The sequence below is a fragment of the Paenibacillus sp. JT31N7 genome, assembly GCF_059692095.1.
The window spans coordinates 931,766-944,762 of record NZ_JCAUAT010000001.1 but is presented as its reverse complement, the minus strand read 5'-3'; the positions used below and the strand labels follow the sequence as shown (position 1 = coordinate 944,762).

Genomic DNA, 12,997 nt, shown 5'->3' with positions numbered 1-12,997 from the left:
CTATCGAAAGTCATGCAGTAAGATATGCGAGGGCGGTCCAACCCGTTTGTGTCCCTGTCTACTTCTTTCTTTCAATAGAAAAAAGAGGGCGGAGACCGGATAAGAGAATCCTTATCGGCATGAACAAAAGCAGGAAAACTAGGGCGGAATGTCGAATGTGATTCTTAAGACCTAGGTCAATTCGACTCGCTGCCTGCACCGGGTCCTTTTCATATTTCCTCTTGGGGGCGGAACTGCCCGGAGATGCGGGAAGCTTGTAAATAAACGGAAAGTGACGGAAACAGCATGAAAACTAGACAAGTAAAAATCTTGGGAACAGGAGCCTATCTGCCGGAAAAACGGGTAACCGCGGAAGATTTGGATGCAAGGCTTGGCAAACCCGAGGGCTGGGTGTATAAAAAATCGGGGGTGAAGGTCAGGCATTACGCGGAAAACGAGAGTGTTTCGCAGATGGGGGCGAAGGCCGCCTTCACGGCACTGGCGGACTCCGGTCTGGAAGCGGGGCAGCTTGACTGCATCATTTGCACGAATGCGGTTCCGGAGCAGCCCATTCCGTGTACGGCGGCGCTTATTCAAAACGAAATGAAGCTGGGTGATTCGGGCATCCCGTGTCTGGACGTCAATTCCACCTGCCTGTCGTTTCTGGCCGGTCTGGATCTGATTTCCTACCTGATCGACGCGGGCCGGTATGAGCGAGTCCTGCTGGTGGCTCCGGAAATCGCCTCGGTCGGCCTGAATTACAGCCAGTCGGAAAGCGCGATCTTGTTCGGGGACGGAGCGGCCGCCGTGGTAGTCGGGAAAACACCTGCGGGCGAAAGCTCGGGGATCGTGGCTTCCCGCATAGAAACCTACGGCTCCGGCGCGGCGCTCTCCGAAGTGAGAGGCGGCGGCTCCAGGCTGCCCTCGATCGCATACGAACCGGAGCGCATAGCGGATTTCCTGTTCGATATGCAGGGTGAAGCCCTTTTTAAGAAGACGTCCAAGCTGCTGCCCGAATTTCTGAAAAAGCTGTTCGGAGAAGGCGGCGTCTCGATGGAAGACATCGCCCTCGTCATCCCCCATCAGGGAAGTGCCATGGCGATGAGGCTGCTCCAGAGGAAGCTGCAAATCCCGGACGGCAAACTGATGAACATCATCGAACATCACGGCAATATGATTGCCGCCTCGCTGCCGATGGGCCTGCACGAAGCGGTCCGATCGGGCCGGCTGAAGCGCGGTGATTTGACGGCCGTTATCGGCATCTCGGCCGGGCTGTCCCTGGGCGGGCTTCTCCTTGAGTATTAGGAAGAAGCCCGAAAGCCGCCGCATCCTGGTTACCGGCGGCCGGGCGCCCGCTGCGCTGGATTTGGCCCGCCAGCTTTCGGTACTCGGCCATACGATTTACGCGGCGGACAGTCTGGCGAGCCCCCTGCTGCGCTTTTCCCGCTGCATAGAGAAGTTCACCCGCATTCCGGGGCCGCGGGAAAATCCGTCCGCTTTTGCGGAAGCGCTGCAGGTTATTGTGCGGGAGCAGCGGATCGATCTGCTGATTCCGACATGCGAAGAGATTTATTATATCGCTCAAATAAAGGACAAGCTGCAGGGCTGTACCGTGCTGACGGATAATTTCGGCAAGCTGATCGCGCTTCACGATAAAGCGTCCTTTATCCGCCGGGTAGAGGAGATGGCACTGCCTGCACCTCATACGGTTCTGCTGGAAACGGAAGAGGACGCACAGGCGCTTCTGGAACGGGAGGGCACGCGGAAATGGGTGCTAAAGCCCGTTTTCTCCAGATTTGCGAACCATGTACGCCTGTACAGTCCGGGAGAAGATATGCCCCGGATTGACGTTTCGCCGGAGAATCCGTGGGTTGCCCAGCATTTCGTCGAAGGGCGGGAGTACTGCGTATATGCCATCGCACATAAGGGACGATTGACCGCCTATGCGGATTACGCCGCGGACTACACGGCGGGACGCGGGGCCGGAATTTATTTTAAATCGTGCGGCCGGCAGGATCTCTTCGGATGGGTGGAGCATTTTGTCCGCGAAATCGGATTTACGGGACAGATCGCGTTTGACTTCATCGTTAATGAAGCCGGGGTCATTTATCCGCTGGAGTGCAATCCGCGGGCAACCAGCGGGCTGCATCTTTTTACGCCCGAAGAAGGAATAGACCGGGCCCTGATGGACTGCACGGACACGGTTATAAGCCCTTCGCCCGGCGGCCGTCCCGCGATGATTACCGCTGCGATGCTGATGTACGGGGCGGCCGGATGCGGAAAGCCTGCCGGGCTTCTTCACTGGATCGCCAGCCTTGCGCGTGGCAGGGACGTGATTTTCAGTCCGGGCGATTGGGGGCCTGCCCTGGCCCAAGGCCGGATTTTGCTGGACTTATGGAGAGAGGCGCGGGCAAAACGCGTGCCGCTTAAAGAAATTACCACTTACGACATCGAATGGAATGGTTACTATGAAAGCGTTAGTGACGGGGGCGACAGGTTTTCTCGGAGGAAATCTGATCCGCCGCCTGCTGGAGGAAGGTTATGAAGTGACGGCGGTCGGCCGCAACCCGGAAGCCGGAAGAAGACTTGTGCTGGAAGGGGCCGACTTTGTACGGATGGACCTGGCGTCGGAGGAAATGCCGGAGGCCGTGCGCGGCCACGAGGTTGTGTTCCACTGCGGAGCGATGTCCGCTCCGTGGGGGGCTTACCGGGATTTCTACACGTCCAATGTGACCGGTACCCGGCAGATCATCCGGGGCTGCATGAAGCACGACGTCCGGCGGCTCGTAAACGTGTCGACGCCGTCGATCTATTTCGACTATCGGGACCGCTACGATATCGCCGAAGAAGAACCGCTGCCGCACAGAGGCGTCAATGCTTATGCCCAGACGAAACGTCTGGCGGAAAGCGAACTGGACGCCGCGGGCAAGGCCGGGCTTCCGGTGATCACGATCCGGCCGAGAGGGCTTTTCGGCCCGGGAGACACGGCGATTTTTCCGCGTCTGCTGCGGGCCAACGAGGAGAAGTTTCTGCCCGTTTTCGGCGGCGGACGCGCGTTTATGGATGTCACCTACGTGGACAACGTTACGGAAGCGCTTCTGTGCTGCGCCCGCGCCGATAAGACCTGTGACGGGCAGAAGTACAACATCACCAACGGCGAGCCCGTCTATGTTTACGAGCTGCTGGCGGAGCTTTTCCGGCTGCTGGAGATGCCCTTCCGCGCCAGGAAGATTCCGTATCCGGCGGCTTACGGCGCAGCCGCTGCGATGGAAGCGTTCGCGGAACTTCCCTTCGTGCGCAAAGAACCGATGCTCACGAGATATACGGTGGCGCTGCTCGCTTTCAGCCAGACACTGGATATTTCCAAAGCGCGGCGCGAGCTAGGCTACAAGCCGCAGGTGTCCGTTGCGGACGGCATCCGGCGCTTCAGCCGGTGGTGGCGGGAACAGGGGGGACGCGTATGAAGCTGACTATGCACTGCACAGGTACCTGCAAGCAGATGGAGACTTTGTCCATCCGCGGAGGGAAATGGCGGTCCATCGCGTTTCCGGGTCTTTTTGCCATGATTAAGCATCCTTCCAAAGGGTTAATTTTGTTTGACACGGGATATTCCCCGCGTTTTGCGGAGGCGACGAGGCGGCTGCCTTATGCGCTGTACCGCTGGACGACTCCGGTGGAGACGGGGGAGCATTTATCCGCCGCGGAGCATGTAAGGGCGGCGGGATATGCTCCGGAGGATGTGACTGCGGTCATTATTTCGCATTTTCATGGAGATCACATCTGCGGGCTGGGAGACTTTCCGAATGCGAAGTTCATCTGCTCGAAAGCGGGCTACGATTCGGTCGCTTCCTTAAAAGGGCTGGCCGCCGTAAAAAGGGCGGTGCTCCCGGACTTGATTCCTCGGGATTTCGAAGCCCGGGCCAACTGGGTGGAGCAGTGCCCGGAAGCGGCGCTGCCCGCCGCGTGCCGCCCGTTCGAGCGGGGGTACGACCTCTTTGGCGACGGAAGCGTGACCGCCGTCGGCCTTGCCGGGCATGCCGCGTACCAGATCGGCGTCTTCCTGAGGGGAGCGGACGGAAATCCCGTGCTGCTCGGTGCGGACGCGAGCTGGTCGGCGCAGGCCGTGCGGGAAAACCGGCTGCCCAATCCGCTCGCTTTTATCTTGTTCGACGGCAGGCGGGACTACACACGTACTTTCGGCAATCTCGTCGAGCTGCAGCGCAGACAGCCCGGGATGCGCCTTCTTTTTACCCACTGCGCGGAAGCCTGGGAACTTTGCGGAAAGGAGGGCATTGAACTCCTGTGAAACTCGCCCTTCTGCTCAAACAATATGTCCGGACCAAATGGAACGGGCAAAGATGGAAAAGCCGGGAAGACCTTGAGGCCTGGCAAAACGCGCGGGTCCGGGCTTTTCTGGAAGAAACCCGGCGCAAGTCGCCATTCTACGCCCGCTTGTATGAAGGCCTCGGGCTGGAAAGCTGGCGCGAATGGCCGACCATCGACAAGACGGCCATGATGGACGCCTTCGACGAGCTGAACACCGCGGGCATCACGAAGGACGAAGCGCTCCATGCGGCCCTTCAAGCCGAGCGGGAACGCGACTTTACCCCCGAGCTGAACGGGGTTACCGTCGGGCTTTCCTCGGGCACGTCTGGCAACCGCGGGCTCTTCATCGTCAGCGCCGAGGAAAGAGCGGCTTGGGCGGGCGCCGCCCTGGCCAAAGCTCTGCCGGGCTCCCTGCTGCGGAAGCACCGGATCGCCTTCTTTCTCCGGGCGGACAGCAACCTGTACCAGACGGTGCAGTCCAGGAGAATCCGGTTCAGCTTCTTCGACATGATCCGCCCGGTGCCGGATCATATCGAGCAGCTCGGCCGGCTGCAGCCGACCCTCCTGATCGCCCCGCCGTCCATGCTCCGGCTGCTGGCGGAAGCGAAGCAGAGGGGAGAACTGGCGATTGCGCCGGACAAAATCATTTCCGTCGCGGAAGTGCTGGAACCGGTCGACCGGCAGGTGATCGAGCTTGCTTTCAACACCCGGCTGCACCAGATTTATCAATGCACCGAAGGGTTTCTGGGCGCAACCTGCGAACACGGGACGCTGCATCTCAACGAGGATATCGCCGTGATCCAGCGGGAGTACGTAGATTCCGGGCGGCGGATGTTTATGCCGGTAATTACGGATTTTTCCCGTACATCCCAGCCCATCATCCGCTACCGGCTGAACGATCTGCTCACGCTCCGGGACGAACCTTGCCCCTGCGGTTCAGTGTTCACGGCGGTCGAATCCGTCAGCGGACGCACGGACGACTTGTTCTTCGGCCGGAAGACGGACGGAGGGCGGGATGTTCCGGTCTTTCCGGATTTTATCCGGCGCGCGGTCATGATGGCTTCGGACGCAATAGCTGAATACAAAGTCGTCCAGCTCGACCCGGAACGCTTGGAAGTATCGGTGCGCACGAAAGAAGGAGCGCCGGACGTCACCGGACCGCTCCGGCGGGAACTGGCCGGGATTTTCGCGCAGCATGGCTGCCGGCCTCCGGAAATTACGTTTACGCCTTACTCGTTTCAGCCGGGCTTGACGAAATTGCGCAGAATTGAGCGCGCCTATGCGGTGGAGCCGGAGACGACGTCAAGAGACGGGTGGAAAGGTCTGGCATGAATGTACTCATCACAGGCTGCCGCTCCTACACGGCGCTGGATCTGGCGAGGCGGTTCCGGGATTACGGGTGGAATGTATTTGCGGCGGACAGCGTCAAATTTCCGGTGTGCCGCGGCTCACGGGCGGTCAAACATTTCTTCCATATTCCTTCTCCGAGAGAAGAATACCGGGAATTCATTTCCGCGCTGTCGGCCGTTATCCGGTCTGCCGGAATCGATCTGCTCCTTCCCACAAGCGAGGAAATTTTTTATATCGCTCATGGGCGGGAAGAGCTGGCCCGTCACTGCCGTGTGTTCTGCGGCGATTTCGAAGTGCTGAAATCGCTGCATAACAAGTGGACATTTTCCGGACTGACGGAAGGAATGTCCGTGCAGACTCCGGAGACGAAGCTGCTCACGTCCGCCGCTCGGCTGAATGAACTCGGCGATCCTTCCGCCTTCGTGTTCAAGCCGGTTTACAGCCGCTTCGCTTCGGAGGCGCTTCTGGCTCCGTCCCGGCTGCCGGAGGGATTTGCGCCGTCCGCGGACCGGCCTTGGATCGCGCAGCGGTATGTCCAGGGCCGGGAGCTCTGCAGCTATCATTTGGCCGTGAACGGCGAAATCGCCGCGGCCGGCTCCTACGAGCCCTTGTACCGGCTCGGCCAGGCTTCCGGCTATTACTTCAAGCCGGCACACCGGGAGCGAATCAACCGCTTCGCGGCCGAACTGGTCCGCAAGCTTGATTTTACGGGGCACGTGGCTTTCGATTACATCGAAGAAAATGACGGAACCCTGCATGTGCTCGAATGCAACCCGAGGGCGACAAGCGGATTGCATCTAGCAAGCTCCGCGGGGCTGATGAAGCCGTTCGGCCGCATGGGAGAAAGGATTCCGGACCCATCCGCGGAAAAGCTTTTCGGGGGAGGCCATGCTCTTGCGCCGAACAGCCGATCGGTAGGAGCGGCAGGGCGGTCAAACTCGGGAAGCCCCGAGCCTGAGGAAACTCCCCGAATGATCGGGTACGCGATGCTGGCAAATCCCTTTTACCATGGCTATAGCCCCGCCGGAATCGGGCGGTGGTTCGACGATTTCCGGCACGGGCGCGATGTGCTCTTCAGCAGGGAAGACCCGTGGGTGCCTTTGCTGCATGCCGGCAGTCTGGCCGAAACGGTTTTCGACTCGCTGCGGAAGCGGATTCGTTTTAAGGATGCGGCAACGGCCGATATCGAATGGGACGGCGAAGATTTGAACGGAGGGCCAGCCGCGTTTCGACGGCCTTTTTTACCGGAAGACCAATGATGGAACAGGAGGTGCCTGCCGGTGCGGGAACATTTTTTCGACGAAGTGTTTGTAAAACAAGCGGGGGCGGCGGATGAAATTGTGGAGAGGTTTCTCCAAACATGGAAGCTGCCTTTGACGGAAGACGAAATTCAGGAAATCGCCGCGAGACAGAAAAATCCTTTTCCGGCGAACTCGCCTTATTACGGTCAATATAAACCGATCGATCCCATGGCGTGGCATTTGCCGCAGGGAGAACTGCCGGACGCGTATGCGGAATTTCTGCGTTACTCGGACGGAGGGGAATTTCAGAACGGAGAACGATACTTCCAGTTTTTCTCCACTTCCGATTTCAGGGAAATGAACCTGGCGTACGAACTGCCCGAATACATGCCCTTATCCGTTTCGTTTGCGATGGACGGCTGCGGCAACCATTATCTTTTCGATATGAGAAAAGAGCCGGTAGGAGGAGAATATCCTATTCTTGCCGCGCATTCGGGCAGTTTGGGGTACGAAGATTGCATCCGGGTGGCGGATTCCTTCGAGGCGTTGTGCCGGGGAAGAAGCTCGCTGGACGATGAATTAGACAGCCGTTACACGTAAACGGCCGGGGAGGAACAGGATGACACAGCCGGCTGAATCTATAAAATGGCAGGCGGGACCGACGTCCCGGAACCGGACTGAAGCGGGGGTTTCCTCCGTGAATGAAAGCGGCCCCGGTAAAGATCATCCGGCTAACGGGATGACGACAGCCTACACAGAACCGCTGATCGGCAGCGGTACCGAAGCGTATATCCGGAATGTCCGGACGGAGATGGAACTGGTCCGGGCCGGGGAGCAGCTGCTTCCCGTGACGGTGAACGATACGGAGTACGAGAACTCCTATGTTTGTTCGCCCTATTCGACCTACGTGTCCTACGCGCTGGAAGAGCTGGTTCTGTTCAAGAGCGAGCTGCTGAAAGGCGTATTACGGGGAGTGATCGGCCTCCTCTCGCCGCTGCTGAAAAGCGCCCGGATCAACCGGAACGTGCACGTCAATAACTGGCTGCTCTCCACGAATTTGTATGAGGAGCTGCCGAAAGAGGATATCCGAACGCTGACCGACGGCCTGCTGGAACGTTTTCCGTCGCATGCGGTCATTTTCAGGTCGCTGAATGAGGTGACGAATCCGCAGCTGATGAAAGATCTGACCGGACTGGGGTGGATTCTCGTTCCGAGCAGGCAGGTGTATTTTTTCGACGGGCGCAAGCCGGATTACCTGCACAAACCGAACAACGTATGGGACCAAAAGCTGCTCGGGCGCTCACCGCTTCGGATTGTGGAGCACGAGGGGATCAAGCCCTCCGATTATCCGCGCATCGTGGAGCTTTACGAGGAGTTGTACATCCGTAAATATTCGCGGCTGAATCCGCGTTTCACGGAGGCTTACATCGCCAATTGCCATCGGCACGGGCTGCTCCGGATCCGCGGCTTGAGGGACAGTTCGGGGGTGCTGCAGGGCGTAATCGGCTGTTTCGAAAAAGCCGGCGTCCTTACGGCGCCGCTGGTCGGCTACAACACCGCTCTTCCGCAAAAGGACGGGCTTTACCGGATGCTGATGAATCTCGTGCTGACCCGGGCTGCCGAGGAAGCGAAGCTGCTGCATTTAAGCTCCGGCGCCGCGCACTTCAAACGTATCCGGGGTGGACGACCGGCCATCGAATACAGCGCCGTCTACATCCGGCATCTGCCTCTGAGGCGGCGAGCCGTATGGCTCGGATTGAGTCATCTTTTGAATGGAGTTGGGGTACCCGTGATGAGGAAGTATCAGTTATGAATCTGACGAGAAATGATGTTTGCAAAACGGACGGCGGGAAGGAAGCCCTCTATGCGGAGCTGGAAAAGCACTGGCTCCCCCTCTGCCCGTCGCAGGACCTTAAGCGGAAGCCGCTCGGTCTGACGGTGCTTGACGTGCCGCTCGTCCTGTTCCGCACGGAAGAGGGCGTGCACGCGCTGCTGGACCGCTGCCCGCACCGGAACGTACCCCTTTCGGGAGGCAGGCTGAAAGCGGGAAAGCTGGTCTGCCCTTACCACGGGTGGGAGTTCGACGGGACGGGCGCCTGCACCCGGGTGCCCGGGCTGTGCACCTTTAAGCCGGGTCCCCATCAAGACGCGTCGCCGGTGGCCTTGCGGGAGCGGGACGGCTTTCTGTGGGTCCGGTTCGGTGAAGGGGATCGGGCCGGAAAGCTCCAAGGAGTATCTGGGCCCGAGCCGTTGTCCCTGCCGTTTATGAACAATCCGGAGTATTACTCCTTCGTCTGGAAAACGGCCGTTCGGGGTTCGCTGCTGAACGCGGCGGAAAACCTGCTGGACGCCACGCATACGCACTATGTCCACGCCGGACTCGTCCGGACGGACAGCGGCCGCCAGACCGTGGGCGCCCGCATCCGGGCGGAAGGCGCCGCCGTCGAAATCGAATATACCGGCGAATCCGGGCAGGCCGGTCTTATCTCGCGCTTGTTCGAGCGGGACAGGCAGCGGAGCTTCGGCCGGTTTTTTATGCCCGGCGTCGCCCAGATCGAATATTCTTCGGCCAAAGGCTTGACGCTGCTCATTACGGCCGTGATGAGACCGACTTCGTTCGCTTACCAGGATATTTATGCGGTCATCACGATGAAGCGCGGCCGGTTCACGAACGGGCTGAAAAAGCGGGTGCTGACCCCTTTTCTGAAAAAAACCTTGAATCAGGACATCGCCATCGTTGAAACCCAGCAGCGGGCGATAGAGCGGTGGGGCGGCGAGAGCTTTCATTCCACGCAGGCGGACCTGATCCGTCCTTACCTGGAACAGCTTATGAAGGGGAAGGTATACGACGCCCCCTATGAGAAGAAGGTCCAGTTGTTTGTATAAGGCTATTTATCCAGTGATTTCTTTACAATCTTTCAGATTTCCGGTAAATGTTGTTATATCCGTGAATTTAGATAGGATTTCTAGAAATATTCTATTTTTTCGAAACCTTTATGCCTGAAAGAGGCGGAGATATAGTACACTTAGAAAGATCGTTATCTGAAAGTATAGAAAGCTGTGTGATAGCTATGACAAACAAGTATCAGGACCCATCCGGTTTTTATAACAATATAGAAGAAGCCGCCGCACATATTATTGATGTCGTCAGCGGACTGCTTCAAGTCAATACGATTTTTGTGGCAACCAACGATGGACGGACGAATACGATTCTGAAGGCGTTCAACCGTCAGGAACAGCTCGTGAAGGAAGGCGATGAGCTCCCTTTCGATATCAGCTACTGCAGCCTGGTGGGACGCAATATCGGTGAGGCTCTCGTTATTGCCGACACGGCGGCCAGCCCGCTTACCGCGGATCTGGAAGTAACGCGGGCGCTGGGAAGCCGTTCTTTTATCGGACTGCCGATTATGTTGAAGAACGGGCATTTTTACGGCACGATCTGTATTCTCGATCATCCGTCTTATCCCGTTTCGGAGACGGATCTCAAGACGCTGAGCGCGATGGCGGTCTTTCTTGCCCATGTGGTGGAGCTTGAACATGCGGTCGCGGAGCTGAGGGAAGCCCAGCAGATTTTGCGGGATTCCCATGCCGCGTCCGAGCAGTCGTCCAGGATCAAGAGCGAGCTTCTTGCCATGATCGGGCAGGAGATCAAGACTCCGATGACCGGTATCATGGGGATGACCGATCTGATGCAGGATACGGAGCTGAGCGAAGAGCAGAAGAGCTACATGAACATCATTGAAACGAGCAATAACTCGCTGCTTAATCTCGTCACGGACATTCTGGACTACAGTAAAATGGAATCGGGCGGCGTGGCGGTTGAGGCGGAGCCCTTCGAACTGCTTCCTGCTCTGGAAGAAGTCGTGAATCTGTACGGAATCCGGAGTACGGGAAGACGGGCCATCCGCCTCGACGCGGCGCCCGGACTTCCTTCCGTCGTGGTCGGCGATCCGGTTAAAATCCGGGATGTGCTGCTCAAACTGCTTGATCACGCCTCCAAGAACGCCCGATCCGGGGAACTTACCTTGGCTGCGGTGAAGCTCACGGATGAGGAGAATCCCGATGCCTACCATATCCGTTTCGCCGTCAAAGCGCCGCTCATTAAACCCGATAAGCTGGAGCTTCTGCTGGAAACGGCGGGCGGCCAAGCGGGCGCATCGTCCGTTCCCGTCTATGAAACGAGCCTGGACCTGGCGATCAGCAAGAAGCTGGTAGACCTTATGGAAGGCCAGATCTGGACGGAAAGCGATAGGCAGCAAGAGACGGATTTGCTCTTTACCCTGATGCTGAACAAGTATACCGAAGCTGCCGTTGAAGAAGTTAAATAAAAGATGACAGAAACGCGGAGCGTTTCTGTCATCTTTTTTTCGTATGGCGGTCATACTGGTCGTATAGAGAAGGAATCCGGAAAGAAAACGACAAATAAGTAAACCGGATGCAGACAGAGGAGGGAAGTCCGTGAAAGCCGATCATGAATTCAAAGCCATCCAGGCGGCGCTTCCGCTGTGGATCGAAGAAAGCCGCAAGCTGACTTCCCTGGGAAAGGTGGCGTCTTACATTCCGGAGCTAGCAAAATCTCCGGCTTCCGCACTTGGCATTCACCTGCTGAACGGGCAGGGGGAGCATTTGTCCGCGGGAGACTGCGGGCTGCCTTTTACGATGCAGAGTATTTCCAAAGTGTTTACGCTGATTCTCGCACTAATGGATCACGGAGAAGAGACGGTTTTCTCGAAGGTAGGCAAAGAGCCGACAGGCGACGATTTCAACTCCATGCTGAAGCTGGAGCTGGTCGAGCCGGGCATTCCGTTTAATCCGCTGATCAATGCGGGAGCGATCGCCGTGTCCTCGTTAATCAAAGGGGACGGCCCCGAGGAGAAGTCGGCGAGAGTGCTGTCGTTTTTCCGGGAGCTCGCCGCAAACGACAAGCTGGATTACGACGAGGCGGTGTACCGGTCGGAAAATGAAACGGGGCATATGAACCGTTCGCTGGCGTATTTTCTGAAGGAGAACGAGGTTCTGCGCGGCAGTGTGGAAGAAGTTCTTCAGGTGTATTTCCGCCACTGCTCGATCCGGGTCACATGCGGCGATCTTTCGCGGATGGCCTTGATTCTCGCTTTTGACGGACAAGATCCGCTTACGGGCAAAACGCTCATTCCGCGGCGCTGTGTTCAGATCGCCAAAACCTTCATGACCACCTGCGGCATGTATAACGCCTCCGGGGAATTCGCCATCAGCGTCGGACTGCCGGCCAAAAGCGGCGTTTCCGGCGGCATCCTGACTCTCGTGCCCGGCCGGTACGGAATCGGTCTTGTCGGGCCCGCGCTTAATCGCAAGGGCAACAGCGTTGCAGGCGTCGATCTGCTTGAGAAGCTGTCGGGGAACTTTGACTGGAGCTTGTTTTAAACCTGTTTATTTCCGCTTTGAGCGCGGGGGCTTGGACCGTCCGGGGCGGCCTTTGGCGCGTGAACGGGCGGACAGCCGGAGCTCGATCCATTGGAGCTTTACTTCGAGCTCTTTTAAGTTTTGCTGAATTTCCAGATTCTCCTGCTCGGCTTTATAATTGATGGCGATGTCGAGCATCTGCTCCTGTTTGTCTTTGGCGGCCTGGCGGTTCTGGCTTTTCTGAATCAGCGTCGATTGGAACAGGGAAAGGATGGACAGGGAGAAGCTTAAAATAAACAAAGAATTTCTTTCGCTGTTGATGAACATCCATACCGTAATAATGACCGCGGAGCACGTAACAAACCACCAGCTGCCGGCCAGGATAGCAACGTGATCGGCCATCCGGTCCCAATTGTTCGTCTTTTTCTCCTGCTGTTCGTGCAAATGCGCCTTGATTTTCCCCTGATAGTCCCGGACCATCTCGGTGACGCGTTCGACATCCTCTTTGTGCAGTTTCTGTCGAGGATATTTTTCCAGCTCCTTCAGAAGCTTTTCTTCGGAAGTTCTCTCGGTCTCGTTAGATGCTGTCATGGTGTCTGTTTCCTCCCGGTTTTAGAACCTGCTTTATTTTTGTGCGGAAAAGTTAGCCAATTTAACTGAATCGGGGTAAAATAGTGAATTACCCGGTCCGCTTTTCTTTTTAACTGGAAAAGAATAGG

12 protein-coding genes are annotated in these 12,997 nt (G+C 57.5%); 11 read left to right on the top strand and 1 reads right to left on the bottom strand.

Annotated elements, in window-relative coordinates:
• Positions 1-285: 285 nt before the first annotated feature.
• The 11 genes from AC58P5_RS03985 to glsA all read left to right on the top strand — a co-directional run bounded on the left by AC58P5_RS03985 (position 286) and on the right by glsA (position 12,299).
• A complete protein-coding gene (locus tag AC58P5_RS03985; protein WP_497384713.1) occupies positions 286-1,284 on the top strand; it encodes a beta-ketoacyl-ACP synthase III in 999 nt (332 codons plus the stop codon).
• Positions 1,274-2,524, top strand: a complete 1,251-nt coding sequence (locus AC58P5_RS03980) for an ATP-grasp domain-containing protein (RefSeq protein WP_497384712.1) — start codon at positions 1,274-1,276, stop codon at positions 2,522-2,524. Before AC58P5_RS03985 ends, AC58P5_RS03980 begins: the two co-directional genes overlap by 11 nt.
• Positions 2,448-3,443 carry an NAD-dependent epimerase/dehydratase family protein gene (locus tag AC58P5_RS03975; protein WP_497384710.1) on the top strand — a complete coding sequence of 332 codons (996 nt, stop codon included), beginning with the start codon at positions 2,448-2,450 and terminating at the stop codon, positions 3,441-3,443. The genes AC58P5_RS03980 and AC58P5_RS03975 overlap by 77 nt, the downstream gene beginning before the upstream one ends.
• Entirely contained in the window at positions 3,440-4,285 is an 846-nt protein-coding gene (locus AC58P5_RS03970; RefSeq protein ID WP_497384709.1) for an MBL fold metallo-hydrolase, read from the top strand. Before AC58P5_RS03975 ends, AC58P5_RS03970 begins: the two co-directional genes overlap by 4 nt.
• Positions 4,282-5,637: a F390 synthetase-related protein gene (locus tag AC58P5_RS03965; protein ID WP_497384708.1), complete on the top strand. Its 1,356-nt coding sequence runs from the start codon at positions 4,282-4,284 to the stop codon at positions 5,635-5,637. Before AC58P5_RS03970 ends, AC58P5_RS03965 begins: the two co-directional genes overlap by 4 nt.
• The gene (locus AC58P5_RS03960) at positions 5,634-6,914 is read left to right on the top strand and encodes an ATP-grasp domain-containing protein (protein ID WP_497384707.1); all 1,281 of its coding nucleotides are present in this window, start codon (positions 5,634-5,636) and stop codon (positions 6,912-6,914) included. Before AC58P5_RS03965 ends, AC58P5_RS03960 begins: the two co-directional genes overlap by 4 nt.
• A gap of 21 nt (positions 6,915-6,935) precedes the next feature.
• The gene (locus tag AC58P5_RS03955) at positions 6,936-7,496 is read left to right on the top strand and encodes an SMI1/KNR4 family protein (protein ID WP_497384706.1); all 561 of its coding nucleotides are present in this window, start codon (positions 6,936-6,938) and stop codon (positions 7,494-7,496) included.
• A 19-nt stretch (positions 7,497-7,515) separates the two neighbouring features.
• Positions 7,516-8,709, top strand: a complete 1,194-nt coding sequence (locus AC58P5_RS03950) for a GNAT family N-acetyltransferase (RefSeq protein WP_497384705.1) — start codon at positions 7,516-7,518, stop codon at positions 8,707-8,709.
• Positions 8,706-9,782, top strand: a complete 1,077-nt coding sequence (locus AC58P5_RS03945) for a Rieske 2Fe-2S domain-containing protein (protein ID WP_497384704.1) — start codon at positions 8,706-8,708, stop codon at positions 9,780-9,782. Before AC58P5_RS03950 ends, AC58P5_RS03945 begins: the two co-directional genes overlap by 4 nt.
• 185 nt (positions 9,783-9,967) lie before the next feature.
• Complete coding sequence (locus AC58P5_RS03940; RefSeq protein ID WP_497384703.1) at positions 9,968-11,224, top strand: sensor histidine kinase; 1,257 nt, start codon at positions 9,968-9,970, stop codon at positions 11,222-11,224.
• Positions 11,225-11,354: 130 nt separating this feature from the next.
• Positions 11,355-12,299 carry a glutaminase A gene (gene glsA / locus AC58P5_RS03935; RefSeq protein WP_497384702.1) on the top strand — a complete coding sequence of 315 codons (945 nt, stop codon included), beginning with the start codon at positions 11,355-11,357 and terminating at the stop codon, positions 12,297-12,299.
• Between the two features lie 6 nt (positions 12,300-12,305).
• Here glsA and AC58P5_RS03930 read toward each other — a convergent pair whose 3' ends face one another.
• On the bottom strand, positions 12,306-12,869 hold the full coding sequence (locus AC58P5_RS03930; protein ID WP_497384700.1) for a DUF1003 domain-containing protein: 564 nt from the start codon (positions 12,867-12,869) through the stop codon (positions 12,306-12,308).
• Positions 12,870-12,997 lie beyond the last annotated feature (128 nt).